This is a genomic window from Paraburkholderia acidisoli, assembly GCF_009789675.1.
Taxonomy (GTDB): domain Bacteria; phylum Pseudomonadota; class Gammaproteobacteria; order Burkholderiales; family Burkholderiaceae; genus Paraburkholderia; species Paraburkholderia acidisoli.
In genome coordinates, this window is sequence record NZ_CP046914.1 from 875912 (window position 1) to 898795 (window position 22884).

Genomic DNA, 22884 nt, shown 5'->3' on the forward strand with positions numbered 1-22884 from the left:
ATCAAATCGAACGATCATCAGATGCCCTGGCACACCGCGCGTGGCGGCTGTCGATCAAACGTTGGTTCGCTTGGGGTCAATTGCAGTGCCGCAATAAATAAAAAAGCGCCGCGGCTGGCGCGGCGCTTTTCACCCTGTCTACGCGTCATTAGCCGCGTAGTTTAATTCATTCACTTGTCGAGCAGAATGCGCAACATGCGACGCAGCGGCTCCGCAGCACCCCACAGTAGCTGATCGCCCACGGTGAAAGCGGACAGATATTCGCCACCCATCGCCAGCTTGCGCAGACGGCCGACCGGCACCGAGAGCGTGCCCGTCACCACGGCGGGCGACAGATCGCGCATGGACGCTTCGCGCTGGTTCGGCACGACCTTGACCCAGTCGTTGGCCGAGGCGAGGATGCCGTCGATTTCGTCGAGCGGCACGTCCTTCTTCAGCTTGATCGTGAGCGCCTGCGAGTGGCAGCGCATTGCGCCGATACGCACGCACAGACCGTCGACGGGAATCGAGCCCGGCTGGCCCATGGCCGGCTTGCCGAGAATCTTGTTGGTTTCCGCGCCGCCCTTCCACTCTTCCTTCGACATGCCGTTGCCGAGATCCTTGTCGATCCACGGGATCAGCGAGCCCGCGAGCGGCACGCCGAAGTGCTGCGTGGGCATGGCGTCGCTGTTCATCGTGGCGAGCACCTTGCGGTCGATGTCGAGAATCGCCGAAGACGGGTTCGCCAGATCGCTCGCCACGGCGGCGTTGAGCGCGCCCATCTGCGAGAGCAGTTCGCGCATGTTCTGCGCGCCCGCGCCCGAAGCGGCCTGGTACGTCATGGCCGTCATCCAGTCGACGAGGTTTTCGCGGAACAGACCGCCGAGCGCCATCAGCATCAGGCTGACCGTGCAGTTGCCGCCGACGAAGTCCTTCTGGCCCTTGACGAGCGCGTCCTTGATGACGTCGAGGTTGACCGGGTCGAGGATGATGACCGCGTCGTCCTTCATGCGCAGCGCCGAAGCCGCGTCGATCCAGTAACCGGTCCAGCCCGCCGCGCGCAGCTTCGGATACACCTCGTTGGTGTAGTCGCCGCCCTGGCAGGTGATGATGATGTCGCACTTCTTGAGCTCGTCGACGCTATTCGCGTCCTTGAGCTTCGTCTCGTTTTTGGCGAACGACGGAGCCGCGCCACCTGCATTGCTGGTGCTGAAAAACACCGGTTCGATCAGGTCGAAATCACGTTCTTCCTGCATGCGCTGCATCAGCACGCTGCCGACCATGCCGCGCCAACCTACGAGACCTACGTTCATGACTAACCCTTGAGATGGACACACTTCCCCGCTTCGCTCGCCCGGCGTGGCCGCGCGGGGAAGATGAGCGGGCACGACGAGCGATCAACGAATGGTGATCGTTTTGGTAATCGTTTTCGTGGTGATGGCGAGCGAAATCGCACGGGCCGTTTCGCCGTGGAAATTCGCAACCGTCGTGATCGGGGAGATCGTCGCCATCGAAACAATATACACGAAAAACCTGGTTATCTGCGGAAAACCCAGCGTTTTCCGCTATTTACGACATGCCAGCGCAGCCGAACCGGGAATGCGCATGAATAGCGCGTATCGGCATGTCGAATAAAAAAAGGGCACACCGCCAAGGTGCGCCCTTTTCTCACTGGCCTTACTGCAGCGCCGCGACGACCGCGTCACCCATTTCCGCCGTGCCCACGCGCTTGCAGTCCGGCGTGACGATGTCGGCGGTACGGTAGCCCTGCTCGAGCACCTTCTTGACCGCGGTTTCGATGCGATCGGCCTGCTCTTCGCAGCCGAGCGAGTAGCGCAGCATCATTGCGGCCGAAAGGATCGTGGCGAGCGGATTGGCGATGCCCTTGCCCGCGATGTCCGGCGCCGAACCGTGCGACGGCTCGTACAGACCCTTGTTGTTCTTGTCGAGCGAGGCCGAGGGCAACATGCCGATCGAGCCCGTGAGCATGGCGGCTTCGTCCGAGAGGATGTCGCCGAACATGTTGCCCGTGACCACCACGTCGAACGCCTTGGGCGCCTTCACGAGCTGCATGGCCGCGTTGTCGACGTACATGTGCGAGAGCTCGACGTCAGGATATTCCTTCGCGACATCGATCATGATGTCCTTCCAGAATTGCGAGGTTTCGAGCACGTTGGCCTTGTCGACCGAAGTGAGCTTCTTCTGACGCTTCTGCGCGGCCTGGAAAGCGACGTGCGCGATGCGGCGCACTTCGGGTTCCGAGTAACGCATGGTGTCGAAGCCTTCGCGCGCGCCCTTGAAGAGACCGTCCGGCGCTTCGCGCGTGCCGCGCGGCTGGCCGAAGTAGATGTCGCCGTTCAGTTCGCGCACGATCAGGATGTCGAGGCCCGAGACGATTTCCGGCTTGAGCGACGAAGCGCCCGTGAGCTGCGGGTAGCAGATCGCCGGACGGAAGTTGGCGAACAGCTCCAGATGCTTGCGCAGGCCGAGAATGGCCTGCTCCGGGCGCAGCGCGCGCTCGAGCGAGTCGTACTTCCAGTCGCCCACGGCGCCGAACAGGATCGCGTCGGCGGCCTTCGCCAGCGCGAGCGTCGCTTCGGGCAGCGGGTGACCGCTCGCCTCGTAGCCCGCGCCGCCCACCGGCGCTTCTTCGAGTTCGAACTTTTCGCCGAGTGCGTGCAGCACCTTCACGGCTTCCTTGACGATTTCGGGACCGATGCCGTCGCCCGGCAGCACTGCAATCTTCATCCTGTGATTCCTCGCTCTGTTGCGGTTGGCGTACCTAAACGACTTAAAGGACGCGGTTGTTCAGCCACGGCTGGCGCACGAGGCGCTCGGCTTCGTACTGGCGGATCTTGTCCGCGTGACGCAGCGTGAGGCCGATGTCGTCGAAGCCGTTCAAGAGGCAGTAGCGGCGGAACGCGGCCACTTCGAACGGATATTCCTTCGCGCCGTCGGTCGTGCGCACCACTTGCTTGTCGAGATCGATCGTCAGCTGGAAACCGTTGAACGCGTAGGTTTCGTTGAACAGATGATCGACGTCCGACTCGCTCAGCACGATCGGCAGGAGACCGTTCTTGAAGCAGTTGTTATAGAAGATATCCGCGAAACTCGGCGCGATGATGGCGCGAAAACCGTACTGGTCGAGCGCCCACGGCGCGTGTTCGCGCGAGCTGCCGCAGCCGAAATTCTTGCGCGTGAGCAGCACCGAAGCGCCTTGATAGCGCGGCTGGTTCAGCACGAAGTCGGGGTTGAGCGGACGCGTCGAGTTGTCCTGGCCCGGCTCGCCGTGATCGAGATAACGCCATTCGTCGAACGCGTTCGGGCCGAAGCCCGTGCGCTTGATCGACTTGAGGAACTGCTTCGGAATGATCGCGTCGGTGTCCACGTTCTCGCGATCGAGCGGCGCGACGAGGCCGGTGTGTACGACAAATTTTTCCATGATCCGTGATCCTGATGGATGCCTGCTATGGATGCCTGAGTGACGCTGCGGGCGCCGCGCTTAGAGCGCGTGCTGCACCGTGCGCGCCGAGCTGCTGATGTCCTGGCCGAAGCCGGCCACCGTGTTGCAGCCCGAAAGGGCCACGAGCGCGCCCGCCAGCGACATCAGCGCGATGAAACGCACGCTCGCGCGGCCAATCACATTCGTTTTCATGCTCAACCCAACTTGCGAATATCGACGAAATGGCCTTCGATGGCCGCCGCGGCCGCCATGGCCGGGCTCACCAGATGCGTGCGGCCACCCGCGCCCTGACGTCCTTCGAAATTACGGTTGGACGTGGAGGCGCAGCGCTCGCCCGGATCGAGACGGTCGGCGTTCATCGCGAGACACATCGAGCAACCCGGCTCGCGCCATTCGAAGCCCGCGTCGACGAACACTTTGTCCAGACCTTCGCGCTCGGCTTGTTCCTTCACGAGACCCGAGCCCGGCACGACCATCGCGAGACGGATGTTCGAGGCCACGCGGCGGCCCAGCTTCTTCACGACGTACGCGGCGGCGCGCAGGTCTTCGATACGCGCGTTGGTGCACGAACCCACGAAGATCTTGTCGAGCTTGATCGACTCGATGGGCGTGTTCGGTTCGAGCGCCATGTATTGCAGCGCGCGTTCCATGGCGTCGCGCTTGACCGGGTCCTTCTCGCGCTCGGGGTCCGGCACGCGGCTGTCCACCGCCGTGACCATTTCCGGCGACGTGCCCCACGTGACTTGCGGCACGATGTCGGCGGCGGACAGCTCGACCACGCGGTCGAAATGCGCGCCGTCGTCCGACTTGAACTGCTTCCAGTACTCCACGGCCTGGTTCCATTCCGCGCCTTGCGGCGAGAACGGACGACCCTTCAGGTACTCGATGGTGGTGTCGTCCACCGCGACCATGCCGGCGCGCGCGCCGCCTTCGATCGCCATGTTGCAGACCGTCATGCGGCCTTCCATCGACAAACCGCGGATCATCGAGCCGCCGAACTCCATGGCGTAGCCCGTGCCGCCCGCCGTGCCGATCTTGCCGATGATGGCGAGCACGATGTCCTTGGCCGTGCAGCCGCGCGGCAGCGTGCCTTCGACCTTCACGAGCATGTTCTTGCTCTTCTTTTGCAGCAGCGTTTGCGTGGCCAGCACGTGCTCGACTTCCGAGGTGCCGATACCGTGCGCGAGCGCGCCGAACGCACCGTGCGTGGACGTGTGCGAGTCGCCGCAGACGATGGTCATGCCCGGCAGCGTCGCGCCCTGCTCCGGACCGACGATGTGCACGATGCCCTGACGCAGGTCGTTCATCTTGAACTGCGTGATGCCGTAGGCGTCGCAGTTCGAATCGAGCGTGTCCACCTGAAGCTTCGAGACCGGGTCGGCGATGCCGTGGCTGCGGTCGGTGGTGGGCACGTTGTGGTCGGACACCGCGAGGTTCGCGCTGATGCGCCACACCGGGCGCTCATGCAGCTTCAGACCTTCGAAAGCCTGCGGGCTGGTGACTTCGTGCAGCAGATGACGGTCGATGTAAAGGAGCGTCGTGCCGTCGTCTTCCGTGTGGACCACATGCGTGTCCCACAATTTGTCGTAGAGCGTCTTTGCCATGATGTGCGGGGATGTTTTGACTGCGGGGCAATACGTTGTCCTGGCGCGATACGGTGTTGCTCAGGCATCGCGGCGTGTCACGATTATGCCACGCAGTGGCCCGCGCCTGCAGAAGCCCAAAGCAAAAAAGCGATAAAAAACAGTGAGTTGGGTGGTAGTGACGATACCTGTATCGGCGTTACCCGGCGCATTGGCGCGACGCCTTGCCCCCACATCCACCCTCGCGAATGCGGCGAAATCCTTGTTTTTGCGACAATTTTTTTAGAACGTTTCGTCGATGCGGGACGCACTGATGGTGCCAGATTGGGCACGTCGATTGCGACATGAGCGCCGCCGAACGTCGGTGCAGCCCGCGGTAACTCCATCGTGGAAACGCATCGCATGCACGACGCCACGGCCGTACCGGCAATTCTGGAGGCCTCATGCCACTCGCACTTCGCAACGCGCACGACACAACGAACAAAACACGCAAGACGTTGCGCCGCCGACAGGCCACGATGCACGGCGCACGCCGCACCTCGCTCGCGGTCACGGCCTGCGCGCTCGCCGCGCTCACGCCGCGCGCGCAGGCACAAACGCCTTCGCCGCTCGGCGAATGGCAGTATTCCGCCGGCATTCCGCTCGAGAAGCTCTATCAGCCGAATCAACCCGACTGGGCCGTGCGACTCGGTGTGGGCTCGACCTTCGAGCCGCGTTACGACGGCTCCGACCGCTACCACATGATGGCCGGCCCGAGCCTCGACCTGCGCTACAAGGACATCCTGTTCGGCTCGACGGGCGAAGGCTTCGGCGCGAACGTGCTCCAGGGCCAGAACTGGCGCGTGAGCGTGGCGGCCGCGTACGACCTCGGGCGCCGCGCGCACGACGACCCCACGCGCCTGAACGGCATGGGCAACATCAACCCGGCGCCGCTGCTGAAGATCGCGGGCGAATACGTGGTGTCGAAGGACTTCCCGCTCGTGATGCGCGCGGCGTTCACGCGCAGCTTCGGCGGCTCGAACGGCTGGACCGCTGACCTCGGCGCCTACATGCCGCTGCCGGGCAGCAACGAGAGCTTCTACTGGTTCGCGGGCCCGTCCGTCACCTTCGCCGACTCGAACTACATGCAAAGCTGGTTCGGCGTGACGCCGCAGCAGTCGGTGGATTCCGGCTACCGCCAGTACGATGCGAGCGCGGGTTTGAAGTCGGCGGGCTTCGGCATCACCATGGTCTACTTCGTCAACAAGCACTGGTTCGTGAGCGCCGACGGCGCGCTCAAACGTTTGCTCGGCAGCGCCGCGCGCAGCCCGATCATCCAGACGAAGACCGAAGGCGTCTGCGACGTCTCGATCAACTACCAGTTTTGAGGATGCGGCCGGCGCGCACAGAGCGCTGGCCGTCGATCACGGCACGGCCGGAAAAACGAACCGCGAATCCGCCGATACAGTCCAACCAGGCGCGCCTGCGAGCCGCGCTATTTGCAACCGGCGTCGCCGTACGCCTGCTGCGCATCGTTCACCCGGTAGCGTGCTTGGAGATCGGTTTGCGACTCCACATTGCGCCCATCTCTTCCATAGTTCGGATTCCCAACCGAAGCCGCATTGCCCGGTTGCGGGCCGAGCGAGTCCACATAGGTTTTCGCGAGGTCCCGGCAACGGCGTGCAGCGTCGGCGTCGTTCGCGGCCGGCGATGTCGTCACGGTGTTGAGATTGCGCTGAAGCGCTCCGCCGTACTGGTGCGGCGCGCCTTCGGCGGAACCGGTTTGCGCGTGAGCGACGCACGTTAGCGCGACGGTCGAAAGGGTCGAAATAATAACAAGACAACGACGAAGATTCATGGTGATGGATGGCGCAAAGCGTGGCGGGCCGCCATCGTAGCAACGCCTCAATGCGGCCGTGCTGACGCCCATCAAGCCCGATTCCCGCGCCGAATCTTTCACCGCGAATCTTTCACGGTTTCGCCTTCCTCGTCGCGCGCTCATTCTCCGCTCATTCGACACCGTCAGACTGACCCGATCGCCCGGACGCGCCAGCAACGCCGCATGCGCGTAGCCGGGGTTCACCTCTGACACAAGGACCGTCATCATGTTCGCGCCGCTCGTCGCCGCCTCCTTCCTCGGCCAGCCGTTGTGGCTCTGGGTCGCCTTTCTCGCGGTCGTACTCGTGTTGCTCGCGCTCGACCTGGGCGTGCTGCACCGGCGCGACCGCGAGATCGGCATACGCGAAAGTCTCTGGCTCTCGCTCGGCTATATCGTCATCGGCGTGGCGTTCGGCGGCTTTATCGGGTGGCAGCTCGGCACCCAGGCGGCCAGCGAATACATCACCGGCTATCTGATCGAAAAATCGCTGTCGCTCGACAACGTGTTCGTGATCGCGTCGATTTTCGGTGCGCTCGCGGTGCCGCGCCAGTATCAGCATCGCGTGCTGTTCTGGGGCATCGTCGGCGTGCTGGTGCTGCGCGCGCTCATGGTCGGGCTCGGCGCCGCGCTGGTCGCGCAGTTCGAGTGGATGCTGTACGGGTTCGGCATTTTCCTCGCGGCCACGGGCGTGAAAATGCTTGTGGGCAAGCCGGCCGAACCGGGCGTGCAGGACAGCGCCGTGCTGCGCTGGCTGCGCCGCGTGGTGCCGATCACGCCGCGCATCGAAGGCCGCGCGTTCGTGGTGCGGCGCGCGCATCCGGCCACCGGCAAAGCCGCGCTGTTCGCCACGCCGCTGCTGATCGCGCTGCTCATGATCGAGTTCGCCGACCTGATTTTCGCCGTCGATTCGATCCCCGCGATCTTCTCGATCACGACCGATCCGTTCATCGTCTACACAAGCAACATCTTCGCCGTGCTGGGGCTGCGCGCGCTGTTCTTCGCGCTCGCCGCAATGGCGCACCGCTTCCCCTACCTCAAGCACGCGCTCGCGCTCGTGCTGGTGTTCATCGGCGCGAAGATCTTTCTGGTGGGACTCATCGGCAAGATTCCGGCGCCCGTGAGTCTGGGCGTGACGATGACGCTGCTCGTGGGCGGCGTGGTGGTGTCGCTGTTCAAGACACGGGGCGCGAAGCACGCGGCCCAGGACCCGGCGAAGGCGCGAGCCGGCGCCTCCTGAGCGTCCTCATTTTTCGCTCATTCTGCGTGGATACGATGGGTTTCATCGACGCCACGCCCTGCACGCAACGCGGCAAGCCGCGCCCGGCGCGATGACCGGCCACTCAACACGGAGCGCATCATGAAATGCCCGAACTGTCCCGACGTCACCCTGTCGCTCGCCGAGCGCCACGGCGTGGAACTCGACTACTGCCCGCAGTGTCGCGGCGTCTGGCTCGATCGCGGCGAACTCGACAGGCTGATCGAGCGCGGTAACGGCGGCGGCCACCCGCGCCGCCACGACGACGACGAACGCGGCGGCTTCAACAGCCATCACGCGTCACGCCGCGCCCACGAGCGCCATGACGGACACGAGCGCCGCCGCAAATCGTGGCTCGGCGATCTGTTCGACTGAGCATCGAACCGGCGCAAGCCGCGCCGCCGTTCCATCGACATCAAGCAAGCTGAAGAGGATTCCTGATCATGCGTACTTACACCTGCAACAGTCCCCAGGCCGCGGGCCGTATCGTCGCCATCGCGATGCTCGCCGACGGTCACCTGAGCAACGACGAACTCGTGGCCGTGCATCGCGCGCGCGTGGCCGAGCGGCTGGGTCTCGCGCCCGGCGAATTTGGCTCGATCATGCAAGGCCTGTGCGAAGACCTGCTGCTGACCAACGCGCACCTGAACTGGAGCGACGCGTGCAAGCTCGACTCCGACGTGATGCAGCAGGTCATGCTCGAACTCGACGATCCCGCGCTGCGCAGCAAGGTGCTGAATCTGTGCCACGTGGCCGTGTATGCCGACGGTCACGTGGCCGAAACCGAAACGGCGCTGCTCGCCGCGCTCAGCCGCGCGTGGCAGGAGGAACCGTGGCAACGCTTGCTGGCCTGACACCGCGAACACGTTGACGGGGGTTTGCGGGCGATGCGCGATCTCGCCGCGCATCGCGACTTTCCGGCGAGTCTTCGGTCTCGCCGTTTTTTATTCGCGCGCCCAAACGCTCTTACGGTCACACGCTCTCACACGCACACGGCCCAGCCGAGCCCGCGCACGTTGCGGATCACCGCGTGACCGAACTTGCGGCGCACGCTGTAGATCACGGCGTCCACGGCGTTGCTTTCCACCTCTTCGCCCCAGCCGTAAAGCCGCTCCTCGAGCTGCTGCCGCGAGAGAATCGCGCCCGGCCGCTCCAGCAGCGCGAGCATCAGCGCGTATTCGCGCGCGGAAAGATCGTCGGAGGCACCGTCGAAGCTGAGGCGGCGCGCGTTCATGTCGAGCGTGACACGGCCGCTGCCCATGGTGGGCGAGGCGAAGCCCGATTTGCGGCGCACCACGGCGCGGATGCGCGCGAGCAGTTCCTTGCTCTCGAACGGCTTCACGAGGTAGTCGTCGGCGCCCAGATCGAGGCCTTCCACGCGCGTGTCCACGTCGTCGCGCGCGGTGATGATCAGCACGGGCGTGGCGTCCTGCGCCTCGCGCAAACCGCGCAGCACGTCGAGCCCGCTCATGTCGCCAAGACCGAGATCGAGCAGGATGGCGGTGTAGGAGCCGTCACGGATCGCGGCGCGCCCGCTCTCGCCCGTGCGCACCCAATCGACGCTATACGACGCGTCCTTCAGTGCGCGCAGCAGCGCCGGCCCGATCAGCAGATCGTCTTCGATCAGCAGAATGCGCATCGTCCTCGTCCTTTCATGAGTCACGCGAGCGGCAATTCGATGCTCGCGACCACGCCCGTTGTGCCGTCGCGGCGATTCTCCAGCGTCACGCGCCCGCGATAGCTTTGCGCCAGCGCCTGCGCGATGGCGAGACCGAGGCCGCTGCCCGGCGTGTCGTGGCCCGCCGCACGGAAAAACCGGTCGAACACGCGCGGCAGGTCGGCGGGCGCGATGCCCGGCCCTTCGTCGATCACGTCGATCCTGACGTGCGAACCTTCGTGGCGCACCGCGATGTCCACGCGCGCGCCTTCGTGCCCGTAGCGGATCGCGTTGTCGACGAGATTGCGCACCAGAATCCGCAAGTCGGTCTCGGTCGCGCGCACGCTCACCTCGTCGAGACGCTCCACGCCCAGATCGATGCCGCGCGCGTCGGCGAGCGGCAGCAGGTCGGCCAGCACTTCGGTCACGAGCGCGGGGAGCGGCACGTTCACGAGCACGCGCTCTGCGCTGCCGATTTCCGCGCGCGCGAGGCCGAGCAATTGCGAGACGAGCGAGCCCGTGCGCGCCACACCACGCCGCAATTCGTCGAGGCGTTCGGGATATTGCCCCGGCGGCGCGTCGCGCAAATTGTCGATCTGCAACTGCATGGCGGAGATCGGCGAGCGCAGTTCGTGCGCGGCATCGGCAATGAATTTGCGCTCCGCGTTCACGAGCACCGAAAGCCGCTCGATCATGCGATTGATCGACTCCACGAACGGCCGCAATTCGACCGGCGCCTGCGCGGCTTCGAGCGGCTTCAGGTCATGCAGATCGACCTTCGCGGCGCGCCGCCCCACACGTTCCATCGGCCGCAGCGAGAGGCGCACCGTCACCGCGATCGTGAGCACGAGCAGCGGCAGCAGCGCGAGCACCGGCAGGAGGCTCCAGAACGCCACGCGCAGCGCGTTGCGGTTGCGCATGCTGCGCGATTCGGCGACCTGGATGTACTCGTCGCCGGCCGCCAGCGCGAACACGTCCCACGCCTCGCCGTCGTAATCGACCGACGAAAAGCCGCTTTGCGAGCGTGGCAGCGCCAGCCGCGCGTTGCTGGTGCGGCTGGGCGCGGCGCCGTCGCCGGCGGACCAGATCTGCACGACGAAGTCGTCGGAGGGCGAGCGCTCTCCCTGTGCTTCGCTCGCGCCGTGCGGCGTGCCTGTCTGCACGTGCGCGGCGGCGTCGCGCAAGCTCGCGTTGAACTCGCTCGCGAGGCTACGCACCACCAGAAACGTGCCGAGCGCGCCCAGCACGCCCACGAGCAGCGCGAGCGTGCCGATCGCGATGCTCAGGCGTCGATGCAGCGAATGCGCGGCGAAGAACATGAAGCGTTCCGTAGGAGAAAGTACGTTCCATCATAAGGGATTCGCCGATACCGCCAACCGCGGGCGGCGCGGGCGCGCCTTGCCTCGACCTGAGCGGGCGCGTGGCGCGCGCGACGCGTTTCGCAGTGCTAGATTATTTGGCTCGCAGCGTGCGCGCATGGCCTCATGCGCCAAAACAGGAGACGATCATGAGCGACACCTCGCAACGCCCGACATTCGGCCCCGCCGTCTACTACCGCGACCCGTTCGCGGCGCTCGAGTGGCTCGAAAAGGCGTTCGGCTTCACGCGGCAATTCGTGGTGACAACGCCGGACGGCAAGCTCGGCCACTCGGAGATGCGTTTCGGCGACGGCTACGTGATGGTGTGCGGCGGATGGCCCGGCACGCCCGCCACGAGTCCCGCCGCGCTCGACGGCAAGAACACGCAGTCGGTGCACGTGCAGCTCGCGAGCGGTCTGGACGCGCATTGCGAACGCGCCCGCGCCGCGGGCGCGAAAATCGTGCGCGAACCGGAAGACCAGTTCTACGGCGACCGCGTGTATGCGGCCGTGGACCCCGAAGGCCACGTGTGGAGCTTCGGCGAAACCGTGCGCCAGGTCACGCGCGAGGAAGCCGAACAGGCAAGCGGCTTGAAGATCGACGGCTGGGTTTGAGCAGACCGCATCGACACGCCGTATCGAACCCGTCGGCAAAAGAAAAACGCCCCGACGAACCAGCCGTCGAGGCGTTTTTTGCAGCAGCGCGCACGCGTTTGGCCGCGTGCGCCAGCAAGGCTTAGCGTGCCGAGATCGGCTTGGCTTCGCGAGCCGTGTCGCCGATGAACAGCTGACGCGGACGGCCGATCTTTTGCTCGGGGTCGGCGATCATTTCGTTCCACTGGGCGATCCAGCCCACCGTACGCGCCATCGCGAAGATACACGTGAACATCGACGTGGGGATGCCCAGCGCGCGTTGCACGATGCCCGAGTAGAAGTCGACATTCGGGTACAGCTTGCGCGACACGAAGTATTCGTCTTCCAGCGCGATCTTTTCGAGCGCCATGGCGAGCTTGAACAGCGGGTCGTCGTGCAGGCCCAGTTCGTTGAGCACTTCGTGGCACGTTTCGCGCATCAGCTTGGCGCGCGGATCGTAGTTCTTGTAGACGCGGTGGCCGAAGCCCATCAGCTTCACGCCCGAGTTCTTGTCCTTCACCTGCTTGATGAACTCAGGAATGTTGTCGACCGAGCCGATCTCTTCGAGCATGTTCAGCGCGGCTTCGTTCGCGCCGCCGTGCGCCGGGCCCCAGAGGCAGGCGATACCGGCTGCGATACACGCGAACGGGTTCGCGCCCGACGAACCGGCGAGACGCACGGTCGAGGTCGAAGCGTTCTGCTCGTGGTCGGCGTGCAGGATGAGAATACGGTCGAGCGCGCGCACCAGCACGTCGTTGACCTTGTAGTCTTCGCACGGGTTCGAGAACATCATGCGCATGAAGTTCGCGCTGTACGACAGGTCGTTCTGCGGGTACACGAACGGCTGACCGATCGAGTACTTGTACGCCATGGCGACCAGCGTGGGCAGCTTCGCGATCATGCGGATCGCCGAAACTTCGCGATGCTTCGCGTTGTTGATGTCGAGCGAGTCGTGATAGAACGCCGACAGCGCGCCGACTGCGGCGACCAGGATCGCCATCGGGTGCGCGTCGCGACGGAAGCCACGGAAGAAGAATTGCATCTGCTCGTGGACCATCGTGTGCTGCGTGACGGTCTTCACGAATTCGTCCTTCTCAGCCTGGTTCGGCAGCTCGCCCTTGAGCAGCAGGAAGCAGGTTTCGAGGAAGTCGGCGTTTTCAGCGAGGTTGTCGATCGGGTAGCCGCGATACAGCAGCTCGCCCTTGTCCCCGTCGATGTACGTGATGGCCGAGTTGCACGAGGCCGTCGACATGAAGCCCGGGTCGTACGTGAACTTGCCGGTCTGACCGTACAGTTTGCGGATATCGATCACATCCGGGCCGAGCGTGCCCTTGTAGATCGGCATTTCGACGCTCGGCGAATTGTCGCTGAACGATAGCGTGGCTTTTACATCAGACGGGGTCATAGCACATCCTCAATCGAAGATAAACACAGGATTCGATAGTTTGCACGTCGCACACGGGGCGTCCGCTGTTCCACTGCGAACGCCACCGCGCGTCAGACGTTGCGAAGCAGCTCCAGCACCCGCTTCACGTCCGGGTCGGCAAGATTGCCCTCAGGTTCCTTGCGCGCGAGCAGCAAGTCCATCAGGTCGTTATCGCTCAGCTCGAGCAGGCGCGTGAGTGCGCCCACGTCGGCGTCGCTGAGGTCATGCTCATAGCGGTCGAAAAAACGCTCGAAAATAATATCGTTTTCGAGCATGCCGCGCCGTGCGCGCCACCGCAGGCGCGCACGACGATGCGGATCAGACTGATGCGATTCCATTACAGGATGACGACATCAAACCGCGCGGCGGAACATCAGTTCCTTGATCTTGCCGATCGCCTTGGTCGGGTTCAGGCCCTTCGGGCAGACGTCGACGCAGTTCATGATCGTGTGGCAACGGAACAGACGGTACGGGTCCTCGAGGTTGTCGAGGCGCTCGCCGGTGGCTTCGTCGCGGCTGTCCGCGATGAAGCGGTAAGCCTGCAGCAGGCCTGCCGGACCGACGAACTTGTCCGGATTCCACCAGAAGCTCGGGCACGACGTCGAGCAGCTCGCGCACAGAATACACTCGTACAGACCGTCGAGTTCGTCACGCTGCTCAGGCGACTGCAGACGCTCTTTCTCGGGCGGCGGCGTGTCGTTGATCAGGTACGGCTTGATCGAGTGGTACTGGTTGAAGAACTGCGTGAAGTCGCAGATCAGGTCGCGCACGACGGGCAGGCCCGGCAGCGGACGCAGCACGATCTTCTGCGGCAGTTCGTTCAGGTTCGTGAGGCACGCCAGACCGTTCTTGCCGTTGATGTTCATGGCGTCCGAACCGCACACGCCTTCGCGGCACGAGCGGCGGAACGACAGCGTCTCGTCCAGTTCCTTGAGCTTGACCAGCGCGTCGAGCAGCATGCGCTCGTGCGTGATGTCCAGCTCGTACGTTTGCATGCGCGGCGCCGCGTCCTTGTCCGGGTCGTAGCGATAGACTTCAAAAATTCTCTTGGCCATTTCCAATTCCTTTTGACTGGCGTGTGCCTTAGAACGTACGCGCCTTCGGCGGCACGGACTCGACGGTCAGCGGTTGCATGTGGACCGGCTTGTAATCGAGGCGGTCGCCTTCGCTGAACCAGAGCGTGTGACGCAGCCAGTTCTCGTCGTCGCGGTGTTCGAAGTCGCTTTGCGCGTGCGCACCGCGGCTTTCCTTGCGAGCTTCGGCCGAAACCATCGTGGCGCGAGCCACTTCGACCAGGTTCGCCACTTCGAGCGCTTCCACGCGCGCCGTGTTGAACACCTTCGACTTGTCTTTCAGGTGGATGTGCTTCGCGCGCTCGGCGACTTGCGCGATTTCCTTGACGCCTTCGGCGAGCAGCGCCGAGGTGCGGAACACGCCAGCGTGCTTCTGCATCGTGCCGCGGATGTCGTTCGCGACGCTTTGCGCGTATTCGCCCGAGGTCGACTTGTCGAGTTCGGCAAGGCGCGAGAGAGCGAAGTCGGCGGCGTCTGCCGGCAGCGGCTTGTGCTCTTTCAGCTCCTTGACGTGCTTGACGATGTGGTTGCCGGCCGCACGGCCGAACACCACGAGGTCGAGCAGCGAGTTCGTGCCCAGACGGTTCGCGCCGTGCACCGAGACGCACGAGCATTCGCCCACGGCGTAGAAGCCGTTGACGACTTCTTCGTGGCCCTTCGGCGTGCCGACGACCTGACCGTGGATGTTGGTCGGAATGCCGCCCATCTGGTAGTGGATGGTCGGAACGACCGGGATCGGTTCCTTGATACAGTCGACGTTCGCGAATTTCAGCGCGATTTCGCGAATCGACGGCAGACGCTTCAGAATCGTTTCCGCGCCGATGTGCGACAGGTCGAGCAGCACGTGATCCTTGTTCGGACCCACGCCGCGGCCTTCCTTGATTTCCTGGTCCATCGAACGCGAAACGAAGTCGCGCGGCGCCAGATCCTTCAGGGTAGGCGCGTAGCGCTCCATGAAGCGCTCGCCGTTCGCGTTACGCAGAATGCCGCCTTCGCCGCGCACGCCTTCCGTGATCAGCACGCCCGCGCCGGCCACGCCGGTCGGGTGGAACTGCCAGAACTCCATGTCTTGCAGCGCGATGCCCGAACGGGCCGCCATGCCGAGACCGTCGCCCGTGTTGATGAACGCGTTGGTCGATGCCGCGAAGATCCGGCCCGCGCCGCCCGTGGCGAACAGCGTGGTCTTGCCTTCGAGGATGTAGACGTCGCCCGTTTCCATTTCGAGCGCGGTCACGCCGAGCACGTCGCCTTCGGCGTCGCGGATCAGATCCAGCGCCATCCATTCGACGAAGAACGTGGTCTTGGCAGCGACGTTCTGCTGATACAGCGTGTGCAGCAGCGCGTGACCGGTACGGTCGGCCGCGGCGCAAGCGCGCTGAACCGGCTTCTCGCCGTAGTTGGCCGTGTGGCCGCCGAACGGACGCTGGTAGATCGTGCCATCCGCGTTACGGTCGAACGGCATGCCCATGTGTTCGAGCTCGTACACGGCGTTCGGGGCTTCACGGCACATGAACTCGATCGCGTCCTGGTCGCCGAGCCAGTCGGAACCCTTGATCGTGTCGTAGAAGTGGTAGTGCCAGTTGTCTTCGCTCATGTTGCCGAGCGAAGCGCCGATGCCGCCTTGAGCCGCAACGGTATGCGAACGCGTGGGGAACACCTTCGACAGCACGCAGACCGACAGACCGGCGCGCGCGAGTTGCAGCGAAGCGCGCATCCCCGAGCCGCCTGCGCCGACGATCACCACGTCGAACTTGCGACGCGGCAGTGAATTCTTGATTGCAGCCATTCTTTTACACTCTCCAGAGAATCTGAGCGGCGTAGCCGAGGCTGCCCAGCAGCCATGCGATCGTGAGGACGTCCAGCGTGATGCGCAGGCCGACCGGCTTGATGTAGTCCATCCAGATGTCGCGCACGCCGACCCATGCGTGATAGAACAACGCGATGAGCACGACGAACGTCGCGAGCTTCATCCACTGTGCGGAGAAGATCGAAGCCCAGCCGTCATACGAGAAGTCGTGCGCGCCGAAGAACAGCACGAGCAGCACGACGGTGTAGATCGCCATGATCACGGCGGTGGCACGTTGCGCGATCCAGTCGCGAATGCCGTAGTGAGCGCCAACGACGAGGCGCTTCGGACCGATACCGTTTTTTGCCGACATTTTTTAGAACGCTCCGAAGAGTTTTGCCGCGAGGGCGATCGTGAGGATCGTGGAGACGATCACGACGACGAGCGAAGTCGTCTTGCCCTTTTCCTTGCTCACGAGGTCATGGCTGAAGTCCATGCACAGGTGGCGCACGCCAGCGCAGAAGTGAAACAGGAACGCCCATCCGAGGACCAGCACGACGAGCTTGACGATGATGTTCGAGAGGAAGCCCTTGAAGACCTCGAAGCTGAGTTCCGAGGTGAGGCTCTGGTCAAACAGGAACAACAGGAAAGGCAAGAACAGGAACAACAACGCACCGCTGACACGGTGGCCGATCGACACGCGGCCGGCCAACGGAAGACGGTACGCCGTCAAGATCTGCCCAATCCCGATGTTCCGGTATTCCGGCCTCGGTTTTTTTGCGGCTTCTGCCATGCTAGACCCCTACTATGTAGTAACACTAATTCGCAATTTTAGCGCCTTTTCATATCGCGCTGCAGCGAAATCCTCGGCGGGAAACGGCTGGGGCGCATGCACGCGAAGGCGCGTGGGGAAGGAGCCGCGTCGTCCGCGCGGCCGCCTTTTCAACTCAAATCATTCTGATAGTAGTACCCGGTTGTGACATACCAACCTCTGCGCACCTCGACCGGCCGGTCCCCATAGGTATAGGACACGCGTTCGACCGAAAGCAAAGGAAAACCGGCCGGCACGTGCAGCACGTCGGCCACGGCGGGCTCCGCGGCCACCGCGCGGATCTTCTCGCTCGCACGGATCATGCGCGTGCCGAATTCCGCCTCGAACATCGCGTACAGCGGGCCTTTGTACTCGGCCAGACGTTCGGCCGTGAGGCCGCGGAACACGCCGCCGGGCAGCCAGATTTCGTCGAGCACGGTGCTGTCGCCGTCGAACTGCAGCAAACGCTTGATGAGCACCACGGGATCGGCGGGACGCAGGTCGAGCTGTCGGGCGATGTCGGCGGAGGCGCGCAGGCGGCGGCATTCCAGCAGGCGGCTCACGTGCGGGTGCTCGGCGCCGTCATCGGCGAGTAATCTGAGGAAGCGAAACTGGGCGCGTTCTTCGTTGTGCGTTGCAACAAAGGTGCCCTTGCCCTGGCGGCGTACCAGCAGGTTGTCCGCGGCCAGTTCGTCGATCGCCTTGCGCACGGTCCCCTGGCTCACCTTGTAGCGGGCGGCCAGTTCGACTTCGCTGGGGATGATTTCGCCGGGCTTCCATTCGCCGGACTCGAGGCTCTGCGTAATGAGCCCCTTGATCTGCTGATAGAGCGGACTGAAGGTCGGAGACGGCGAAGCCGACGCAGACGCGGAAACGCCGCTCTCAGGAGCGGGGGGATTCGCGTTGCTGGCCGGGTTCGCACTCATGGCGCGCATTTCAACATAAAGGTACCCTACGCGTCCAGCATTTTGCCCGCAATAGATATGTCTTATATAAGACATAAGATACTGTTGACTTTGACCCTTTCGACTCCTAAACTGCCGATCGAGCAAGGGTTTGCGGGCGGCTTCGCGGGCTGATTTCGAGACACGAAAGCAGTCATCCGGGCGCCGCCAGCGGCTTTCCACTTGTGGCGAATGCGCCGCATGCCGCCTTGCCTCGTGCGGTTCCCCTCGTGCAGTCACGCAGTACACGCAGTCAAGGTTTCGATCCGCCCGGCCGGCGCGCTTCATGCAGGTTTTCGCCGCATTTTCGCGCCGCGCATCCGTGGACCAGCCCGAGCGAGCTGTTGCAGGAGTCGGCACACGCGAAGCGGCCAGCGTCACCATTCCCTCATACGGGCAGCCCCGTCCAATCCTCGCTTGTTTGTCGTACAGCACAGGTTAACGGCACGGCGGTCCGTGCCGCCCGCGTGCGCCGCGGCTGAAGCGCGGCGTGGCGCGGGCAGGCAGCCAGGACCGCCTGTTTCACCAACGCTTCGGGTATCGCGCATATAGAATGGCGTTTTTACCCTGGCGTCTAACGCATCCTCCTGGAGATTTTCAATGGCTAAGCCCGCAAAGCGCGTTGCCGTCACCGGCGCCGCAGGTCAGATCGCTTACTCCCTGCTGTTCCGCATCGCCAACGGCGACCTGCTCGGCAAGGACCAGCCCGTCATCCTGCAACTGCTCGACCTGCCGCAAGCGCAAGCCGCCGTCAAAGGCGTCGTGATGGAACTGGACGACTGCGCATTCCCGCTGCTCGCGGGCGTGGTCATCACCGACGACCCGAAGGTTGCGTTCAAGGACGCCGACGTCGCCCTGCTGGTTGGCGCCCGTCCGCGCTCGAAGGGCATGGAACGCAAGGACCTGCTCTCGGCCAACGCTGAAATCTTCACGGTGCAAGGCAAGGCGCTCAACGACGTGGCAAGCCGCGACGTCAAGGTGCTGGTGGTCGGCAACCCGGCCAACACGAACGCCTACATCGCCATGAAGTCGGCGCCGGATCTGCCGAAGAAGAACTTCACGGCCATGCTGCGTCTGGACCACAACCGCGCGCTCTCGCAACTGGCCGCCAAGTCGGGCAAGCCGGTCGCATCGATCGAGAAGCTCGCCGTGTGGGGCAACCACTCGCCCACCATGTACCCCGACTTCCGCGTTGCAACGGCTGAAGGTCAAGACCTGACCAAGCTGATCAACGACGAAGAATGGAACCGCAACACGTTCATCCCCACGGTCGGCAAGCGCGGCGCGGCGATCATCGAAGCGCGCGGCCTCTCGTCGGCGGCATCGGCGGCCAACGCGGCCATCGACCACGTGCGTGACTGGGTCCTCGGCACGAACGGCAAGTGGGTGACGATGGGCATCCCGTCGGACGGCTCGTACGAAATCCCCGAAGACATCATCTACGGCGTGCCCGTCACGTGCGAAAACGGCGAGTACAAGCGCGTCGAAGGTCTGGAAATCGACGCGTTCTCGCGCGAAAAGATGACCGGCACGCTCAACGAGCTGCTGGAAGAGCGCGACGGCGTGGCTCACCTGCTCGGCAAGTAAGCCCACCGCAAGGCTGGGGCGCGCGCGTTGCGCCGCTCCAGTTCGCAGGGCGCGGCCCGTGCGTCGGCAAGACGGCACGCCGCCCGCGCCCTCCGCGATCCGCATGCGCCCTGGTCCCCGGCTCGGCCCGCAGGACGCATGCGAATCCGGTCTCTTCTCCACTTCCAAGCCCTGACGCCGACGATGCGCGCCCTCACTCCCGCCGAAGTGCTGTTTGACGGCGAAGCGCCACCCGCCATCCTGCCCGCGTGCGATCACTACGCGGGCAGCGAGAAGCTGATGCTGAAATCGCTCGCGCTGCAGCAGCAGCTCGGCCCGGTATTCGACATCACGCTCGACTGCGAAGACGGCGCGCAGGTCGGCCGCGAAGCCGAACACGCGGAACTGGTCGCGTCGTTCCTCGGCGGCGAACACGACCGCTTCGGCCGCGTGGGCGTGCGCATTCACGACTTTCATCATCCGCATTGGCGCGACGACGTGCGCCTGATCCTGCGCGCGGCCAGGCGGGCGCCGGCCTTCATCATGCTGCCCAAGATCCGCGCCGTGGCCGACGCCGCCGAAATGACGGCGTTCGTCGAGGCCACGCGCGTGGAAATGGGCATCGACAAACCGATTCCCGTACAGTTGCTGGTCGAAACGCACGGCGCCCTCGCTCGCGCGTTCGATCTCGCGGCGCTGCGCGGCGTGGAGTCGTTGAGTTTCGGGCTGATGGACTTCGTTTCCGCGCACGACGGCGCGATTCCCGACACGGCCATGCGCTCGCCGGGCCAGTTCGATCACCCGCTCGTGCGCCGCGCGAAGCTGGAGATCTCGGCGGCCTGCCATGCGTTCGGGCGCGTGCCGTCGCACAACGTGAGCACCGAAGTGCGCGACATGGCAATCGTCGAGAACGACGCGCGCCGCGCCCGCGACGAGTTCGGCTACACGCGCATGTGGAGCATTCACCCCGCGCAGGTGCCGGTGATCGTGGCGGCGTTCGCGCCGCGCGAGGCGGAAATCGTCACCGCGGCGGAGATCCTGCTGGCCGCGCAGCATGCGCAGTGGGGTCCCACGCGCCATGGCGACACGCTGCATGACCGCGCGAGCTACCGCTACTATTGGTCGGTGCTGCGCCGCGCGCGCTCGACCGGCCGCGCGGTGCCGCCGGAAACCGCGCCGCTGTTCGGCGCGAACGACGCGCGGGAGCGGGCCTGATGGCGGTGCCGCGCGAGATCGCCAAAAACGTTTTCAACGTGTCGCGGCCGGGCGCCGCGGCCGTCGATCCCGCGCGAGGCCCGGTTTCTGCGCACAACGTGTCGCCACGCCCGCAACACCGCGCCGGAGAAATTGAAGTCCATGGCGATAAATAGGTGAAAATAGCGTCCGCTGCGCGCTCACGGGGCGTGCGCAGTGCAACCGGCGGCCGCGCCTCGCAGCCGCGCACTGATCAACCGATTGTTTGAGATAAAGGTTCTGACACCCATGAAGAAACTGCTGATCGCCGCCGTCATCGGCACGCTGTCCTCGACGATGATGCTGGCCGCGACCGACGCCGCTGCACAAACCACTTCGACCACTGCCAAGAAGGCAACGCCGAAGAAGCCGGCCCCGAAGCACCGCATCATCAAGCGCAAGCCCAACCCCGCCAAGGAAGCCAAGGTGGACGCCGTGCCGGAAGGCTCGGAACACTGGAGCTGCGCGGAAGGCATGCAGTTCGACCTGAAGGGCGACATGGCGCGTGACCAGATCGTCACCGTTCACTGGGACAAAAAGAACTACAACCTGCCGCGTCAGAGCACCACGACGGGCGCCGACCGCTTCCACGACGCCGCGACCGGCCTCGACCTCGTCGTGATCCCGACGAAGGCGATGCTGTTCTCGGACAAGGACAGCTCGCGTCTCGCCGACGAGTGCAAGACCGCCGCCATGCAAGCCGGCGCCATGGCACCGACGCAAGCCAACGCGCTGAACCCGGCCAACCGCGCCGCACCGGCAAGCGGCGCAGCAGGTCAATAAGGACCGCGAGAACGCCTCAATGTCCGCGCCGACCGCCAACGTCAGGCCGCAACCGGACCGGGTACTGGTCGATATCGTCGACTACGTGCTCGATTTCGCCATCGACAGCGCGCTGGCGCTGACGACGGCCCGGCATTGCCTGATCGACACGCTCGGCTGCGGGCTCGAGGCGCTCTCCTATCCCGCCTGCACCAAGCTGCTCGGGCCGCTCGTGCCCGGCACGCTGGTCCCGCAGGGCGCGAAAGTGCCCGGCACCTCGTTCCAGCTCGATCCCGTTCAGGCCGCGTTCAACATCGGCACGATGGTCCGCTGGCTCGACTTCAACGACACCTGGCTCGCGGCCGAATGGGGCCACCCGTCGGACAATCTCGGCGGTATTCTCGCGACCGCCGACTGGCTCTCGCGCACGGCCATCGCCTGGGGTGAAGCGCCGCTCACCATGCGGCACGTGCTCGAAGCCATGGTGAAGGCGCACGAAATTCAAGGCTGCATCGCGCTCGAGAACGCCTTCAACAAGGTCGGTCTCGACCACGTGCTGCTCGTCAAACTCGCGTCCACCGCCGTGGTCGGGCAGATGCTCGGCCTCACGCGCGACGAACTCGTCAATGCGGTCTCGCTGGCGATGGTCGACGGCCAGGCGCTGCGCACCTATCGGCATGCGCCCAACACGGGCTCGCGCAAATCGTGGGCGGCCGGCGACGCCACCTCGCGCGCCGTACGCCTCGCGCTCATCGCGAAGACCGGCGAAATGGGCTATCCCACCGCGCTTACGGCCAAAACGTGGGGCTTCTACGACGTCTCGTTCGAGGGGCGGCCCTTCGCGTTCCAGCGCCCCTACGGCACGTACGTGATGGAAAACGTGCTGTTCAAGATTGCGTTTCCCGCCGAATTCCATGCGCAGACCGCCGCAGAAGCCGCCATCGCGCTGTACGGCGTGCTCGCCGCGCGCGGCAAGTCGGCGGAAGACATCGCGCGCGTCACCATTCGCACGCACGAAGCGGCGCTCCGTATCATCGACAAAACCGGCCCGCTGGCGAATCCCGCCGACCGCGATCACTGCATCCAGTACATGGTCGCGGTGCCGCTGCTGTTCGGCCGGTTGACCGCCGCCGACTACGAAGACGACGTGGCGCGCGACGTGCGCATCGACGCGTTGCGGGCCAAAACCGTGTGCGTGGAAGACCCGCAATTCACGCAGGATTATCACGACCCGGAGAAGCGTTCGATCGCGAATGCGCTCACCGTCGAACTGAACGACGGCACGACGCTCGAAGAAGTCGTGGTGGAGTACCCGATCGGCCACCAGCGACGCCGCGAAGAAGGCATCCCGCTGCTGATCGAGAAGTTCCGCACCAACCTCGCGCGCCGCTTCCCCGCGAAGCGGCAGCAGGCGATTCTGGATGTCTCGCTCGACGAGGCGCGGCTCATGGCCATGCCGGTGAACGAGTACGTCGATCTGTATGTGATTTGAGCAATC

General features: G+C 64.5%; 25 protein-coding genes. 10 read left to right on the top strand and 15 right to left on the bottom strand.

What is annotated here, in order from left to right:
- Window positions 1–170: 170 nt before the first annotated feature.
- Window positions 171–1292, bottom strand: a complete 1122-nt coding sequence (asd, locus tag FAZ98_RS18070) for an aspartate-semialdehyde dehydrogenase (protein WP_158952669.1) — start codon at window positions 1290–1292, stop codon at window positions 171–173.
- 91 nt (window positions 1293–1383) lie between these two features.
- Between asd and FAZ98_RS18075 the strand changes: the two genes are divergently transcribed.
- Window positions 1384–1614: a hypothetical protein gene (locus FAZ98_RS18075; RefSeq protein WP_158952670.1), complete on the top strand. Its 231-nt coding sequence runs from the start codon at window positions 1384–1386 to the stop codon at window positions 1612–1614.
- Between the two features lie 42 nt (window positions 1615–1656).
- On the opposite strand, the gene leuB is transcribed toward FAZ98_RS18075, so the two are convergent.
- The 4 genes from leuB to leuC are packed head-to-tail and all read right to left on the bottom strand — an operon-like array spanning window position 1657 to window position 5046.
- Window positions 1657–2727, bottom strand: coding sequence for a 3-isopropylmalate dehydrogenase (gene leuB, locus FAZ98_RS18080; protein WP_158952671.1), 1071 nt, complete (start codon window positions 2725–2727; stop codon window positions 1657–1659).
- 43 nt (window positions 2728–2770) lie between these two features.
- Window positions 2771–3421: a 3-isopropylmalate dehydratase small subunit gene (gene leuD / locus FAZ98_RS18085; protein WP_158952672.1), complete on the bottom strand. Its 651-nt coding sequence runs from the start codon at window positions 3419–3421 to the stop codon at window positions 2771–2773.
- Window positions 3422–3481: 60 nt separating this feature from the next.
- Window positions 3482–3634 carry a hypothetical protein gene (locus FAZ98_RS35410; protein WP_199272390.1) on the bottom strand — a complete coding sequence of 51 codons (153 nt, stop codon included), beginning with the start codon at window positions 3632–3634 and terminating at the stop codon, window positions 3482–3484.
- A 2-nt stretch (window positions 3635–3636) separates the two neighbouring features.
- A complete protein-coding gene (leuC, locus tag FAZ98_RS18090) occupies window positions 3637–5046 on the bottom strand; it encodes a 3-isopropylmalate dehydratase large subunit (protein ID WP_158952673.1) in 1410 nt (469 codons plus the stop codon).
- A 497-nt stretch (window positions 5047–5543) separates the two neighbouring features.
- Here leuC and FAZ98_RS18095 point away from each other — a divergent pair, with 497 nt between their 5' ends.
- Window positions 5544–6392: a MipA/OmpV family protein gene (locus FAZ98_RS18095; protein ID WP_158954019.1), complete on the top strand. Its 849-nt coding sequence runs from the start codon at window positions 5544–5546 to the stop codon at window positions 6390–6392.
- 107 nt (window positions 6393–6499) lie between these two features.
- Here the strand turns inward: FAZ98_RS18095 and FAZ98_RS18100 are convergent, their stop codons facing one another.
- Window positions 6500–7111, bottom strand: a complete 612-nt coding sequence (locus tag FAZ98_RS18100; RefSeq protein ID WP_158952674.1) for a hypothetical protein — start codon at window positions 7109–7111, stop codon at window positions 6500–6502.
- Between FAZ98_RS18100 and FAZ98_RS18105 the strand changes: the two genes are divergently transcribed.
- From FAZ98_RS18105 to FAZ98_RS18115, 3 genes are all read left to right on the top strand, one after another.
- Entirely contained in the window at window positions 7110–8120 is a 1011-nt protein-coding gene (locus FAZ98_RS18105) for a TerC family protein (protein WP_158952675.1), read from the top strand. The two genes, FAZ98_RS18100 and FAZ98_RS18105, sit on opposite strands and share 2 nt — an antisense overlap.
- A gap of 120 nt (window positions 8121–8240) precedes the next feature.
- Window positions 8241–8513 (top strand): TFIIB-type zinc ribbon-containing protein, encoded by a 273-nt coding sequence (locus FAZ98_RS18110; protein WP_158952676.1) that lies wholly within the window; start codon window positions 8241–8243, stop codon window positions 8511–8513.
- A 68-nt stretch (window positions 8514–8581) separates the two neighbouring features.
- Window positions 8582–8992, top strand: coding sequence for a tellurite resistance TerB family protein (locus tag FAZ98_RS18115; protein ID WP_158952677.1), 411 nt, complete (start codon window positions 8582–8584; stop codon window positions 8990–8992).
- A 128-nt stretch (window positions 8993–9120) separates the two neighbouring features.
- Here FAZ98_RS18115 and FAZ98_RS18120 read toward each other — a convergent pair whose 3' ends face one another.
- Both FAZ98_RS18120 and FAZ98_RS18125 read right to left on the bottom strand, forming a co-directional pair.
- On the bottom strand, window positions 9121–9777 hold the full coding sequence (locus tag FAZ98_RS18120) for a response regulator transcription factor (protein ID WP_158952678.1): 657 nt from the start codon (window positions 9775–9777) through the stop codon (window positions 9121–9123).
- A 20-nt stretch (window positions 9778–9797) separates the two neighbouring features.
- A complete protein-coding gene (locus FAZ98_RS18125; protein ID WP_158952679.1) occupies window positions 9798–11114 on the bottom strand; it encodes a sensor histidine kinase in 1317 nt (438 codons plus the stop codon).
- Between the two features lie 188 nt (window positions 11115–11302).
- On the opposite strand from FAZ98_RS18125, the gene FAZ98_RS18130 reads away from it, so the two are divergent.
- Window positions 11303–11767 carry a VOC family protein gene (locus tag FAZ98_RS18130; RefSeq protein ID WP_158952680.1) on the top strand — a complete coding sequence of 155 codons (465 nt, stop codon included), beginning with the start codon at window positions 11303–11305 and terminating at the stop codon, window positions 11765–11767.
- A 121-nt stretch (window positions 11768–11888) separates the two neighbouring features.
- Here FAZ98_RS18130 and gltA read toward each other — a convergent pair whose 3' ends face one another.
- The 7 genes from gltA to FAZ98_RS18165 all read right to left on the bottom strand — a co-directional run bounded on the left by gltA (window position 11889) and on the right by FAZ98_RS18165 (window position 17807).
- Window positions 11889–13190 (bottom strand): citrate synthase, encoded by a 1302-nt coding sequence (gene gltA, locus FAZ98_RS18135; RefSeq protein WP_158952681.1) that lies wholly within the window; start codon window positions 13188–13190, stop codon window positions 11889–11891.
- A gap of 92 nt (window positions 13191–13282) precedes the next feature.
- Window positions 13283–13549, bottom strand: coding sequence for an FAD assembly factor SdhE (locus FAZ98_RS18140; protein ID WP_158952682.1), 267 nt, complete (start codon window positions 13547–13549; stop codon window positions 13283–13285).
- 15 nt (window positions 13550–13564) lie between these two features.
- A complete protein-coding gene (locus tag FAZ98_RS18145) occupies window positions 13565–14266 on the bottom strand; it encodes a succinate dehydrogenase iron-sulfur subunit (RefSeq protein ID WP_158952683.1) in 702 nt (233 codons plus the stop codon).
- Between the two features lie 28 nt (window positions 14267–14294).
- Window positions 14295–16070, bottom strand: a complete 1776-nt coding sequence (gene sdhA / locus FAZ98_RS18150; RefSeq protein WP_158952684.1) for a succinate dehydrogenase flavoprotein subunit — start codon at window positions 16068–16070, stop codon at window positions 14295–14297.
- Between the two features lie 4 nt (window positions 16071–16074).
- Window positions 16075–16443 (bottom strand): succinate dehydrogenase, hydrophobic membrane anchor protein, encoded by a 369-nt coding sequence (gene sdhD / locus FAZ98_RS18155; protein WP_158952685.1) that lies wholly within the window; start codon window positions 16441–16443, stop codon window positions 16075–16077.
- A 3-nt stretch (window positions 16444–16446) separates the two neighbouring features.
- Entirely contained in the window at window positions 16447–16863 is a 417-nt protein-coding gene (sdhC, locus tag FAZ98_RS18160; RefSeq protein WP_158952686.1) for a succinate dehydrogenase, cytochrome b556 subunit, read from the bottom strand.
- Window positions 16864–17012: 149 nt separating this feature from the next.
- Window positions 17013–17807 (bottom strand): GntR family transcriptional regulator, encoded by a 795-nt coding sequence (locus FAZ98_RS18165; RefSeq protein ID WP_158952687.1) that lies wholly within the window; start codon window positions 17805–17807, stop codon window positions 17013–17015.
- Between the two features lie 618 nt (window positions 17808–18425).
- Here FAZ98_RS18165 and FAZ98_RS18170 point away from each other — a divergent pair.
- The 4 genes from FAZ98_RS18170 to FAZ98_RS18185 all read left to right on the top strand — a co-directional run bounded on the left by FAZ98_RS18170 (window position 18426) and on the right by FAZ98_RS18185 (window position 22878).
- Window positions 18426–19412, top strand: a complete 987-nt coding sequence (locus FAZ98_RS18170; protein WP_158952688.1) for a malate dehydrogenase — start codon at window positions 18426–18428, stop codon at window positions 19410–19412.
- Window positions 19413–19595: 183 nt separating this feature from the next.
- A complete protein-coding gene (locus FAZ98_RS18175) occupies window positions 19596–20606 on the top strand; it encodes an HpcH/HpaI aldolase/citrate lyase family protein (protein ID WP_158952689.1) in 1011 nt (336 codons plus the stop codon).
- A gap of 267 nt (window positions 20607–20873) precedes the next feature.
- Window positions 20874–21407, top strand: a complete 534-nt coding sequence (locus FAZ98_RS18180; protein WP_158954021.1) for a hypothetical protein — start codon at window positions 20874–20876, stop codon at window positions 21405–21407.
- 19 nt (window positions 21408–21426) lie between these two features.
- Entirely contained in the window at window positions 21427–22878 is a 1452-nt protein-coding gene (locus FAZ98_RS18185) for a bifunctional 2-methylcitrate dehydratase/aconitate hydratase (protein WP_158952690.1), read from the top strand.
- Window positions 22879–22884: the final 6 nt, after the last annotated feature.

What these genes read in the sequence shown, in the direction of transcription:
- asd (WP_158952669.1), bottom strand. Translation starts at nt 1,292, where the DNA reads ATGAACGTAGGTCTCGTAGGTTGGCGCGGCATGGTCGGCAGCGTGCTG.
- FAZ98_RS18075 (WP_158952670.1), top strand. Translation starts at nt 1,384, where the DNA reads ATGGTGATCGTTTTGGTAATCGTTTTCGTGGTGATGGCGAGCGAAATC.
- leuB (WP_158952671.1), bottom strand. Translation starts at nt 2,727, where the DNA reads ATGAAGATTGCAGTGCTGCCGGGCGACGGCATCGGTCCCGAAATCGTC.
- leuD (WP_158952672.1), bottom strand. Translation starts at nt 3,421, where the DNA reads ATGGAAAAATTTGTCGTACACACCGGCCTCGTCGCGCCGCTCGATCGC.
- FAZ98_RS35410 (WP_199272390.1), bottom strand. Translation starts at nt 3,634, where the DNA reads ATGAAAACGAATGTGATTGGCCGCGCGAGCGTGCGTTTCATCGCGCTG.
- leuC (WP_158952673.1), bottom strand. Translation starts at nt 5,046, where the DNA reads ATGGCAAAGACGCTCTACGACAAATTGTGGGACACGCATGTGGTCCAC.
- FAZ98_RS18095 (WP_158954019.1), top strand. Translation starts at nt 5,544, where the DNA reads ATGCACGGCGCACGCCGCACCTCGCTCGCGGTCACGGCCTGCGCGCTC.
- FAZ98_RS18105 (WP_158952675.1), top strand. Translation starts at nt 7,110, where the DNA reads ATGTTCGCGCCGCTCGTCGCCGCCTCCTTCCTCGGCCAGCCGTTGTGG.
- FAZ98_RS18100 (WP_158952674.1), bottom strand. Translation starts at nt 7,111, where the DNA reads ATGATGACGGTCCTTGTGTCAGAGGTGAACCCCGGCTACGCGCATGCG.
- FAZ98_RS18110 (WP_158952676.1), top strand. Translation starts at nt 8,241, where the DNA reads ATGAAATGCCCGAACTGTCCCGACGTCACCCTGTCGCTCGCCGAGCGC.
- FAZ98_RS18115 (WP_158952677.1), top strand. Translation starts at nt 8,582, where the DNA reads ATGCGTACTTACACCTGCAACAGTCCCCAGGCCGCGGGCCGTATCGTC.
- FAZ98_RS18120 (WP_158952678.1), bottom strand. Translation starts at nt 9,777, where the DNA reads ATGCGCATTCTGCTGATCGAAGACGATCTGCTGATCGGGCCGGCGCTG.
- FAZ98_RS18125 (WP_158952679.1), bottom strand. Translation starts at nt 11,114, where the DNA reads ATGTTCTTCGCCGCGCATTCGCTGCATCGACGCCTGAGCATCGCGATC.
- FAZ98_RS18130 (WP_158952680.1), top strand. Translation starts at nt 11,303, where the DNA reads ATGAGCGACACCTCGCAACGCCCGACATTCGGCCCCGCCGTCTACTAC.
- gltA (WP_158952681.1), bottom strand. Translation starts at nt 13,190, where the DNA reads ATGACCCCGTCTGATGTAAAAGCCACGCTATCGTTCAGCGACAATTCG.
- FAZ98_RS18140 (WP_158952682.1), bottom strand. Translation starts at nt 13,549, where the DNA reads ATGGAATCGCATCAGTCTGATCCGCATCGTCGTGCGCGCCTGCGGTGG.
- FAZ98_RS18145 (WP_158952683.1), bottom strand. Translation starts at nt 14,266, where the DNA reads ATGGCCAAGAGAATTTTTGAAGTCTATCGCTACGACCCGGACAAGGAC.
- sdhA (WP_158952684.1), bottom strand. Translation starts at nt 16,070, where the DNA reads ATGGCTGCAATCAAGAATTCACTGCCGCGTCGCAAGTTCGACGTGGTG.
- sdhD (WP_158952685.1), bottom strand. Translation starts at nt 16,443, where the DNA reads ATGTCGGCAAAAAACGGTATCGGTCCGAAGCGCCTCGTCGTTGGCGCT.
- sdhC (WP_158952686.1), bottom strand. Translation starts at nt 16,863, where the DNA reads ATGGCAGAAGCCGCAAAAAAACCGAGGCCGGAATACCGGAACATCGGG.
- FAZ98_RS18165 (WP_158952687.1), bottom strand. Translation starts at nt 17,807, where the DNA reads ATGAGTGCGAACCCGGCCAGCAACGCGAATCCCCCCGCTCCTGAGAGC.
- FAZ98_RS18170 (WP_158952688.1), top strand. Translation starts at nt 18,426, where the DNA reads ATGGCTAAGCCCGCAAAGCGCGTTGCCGTCACCGGCGCCGCAGGTCAG.
- FAZ98_RS18175 (WP_158952689.1), top strand. Translation starts at nt 19,596, where the DNA reads ATGCGCGCCCTCACTCCCGCCGAAGTGCTGTTTGACGGCGAAGCGCCA.
- FAZ98_RS18180 (WP_158954021.1), top strand. Translation starts at nt 20,874, where the DNA reads ATGAAGAAACTGCTGATCGCCGCCGTCATCGGCACGCTGTCCTCGACG.
- FAZ98_RS18185 (WP_158952690.1), top strand. Translation starts at nt 21,427, where the DNA reads ATGTCCGCGCCGACCGCCAACGTCAGGCCGCAACCGGACCGGGTACTG.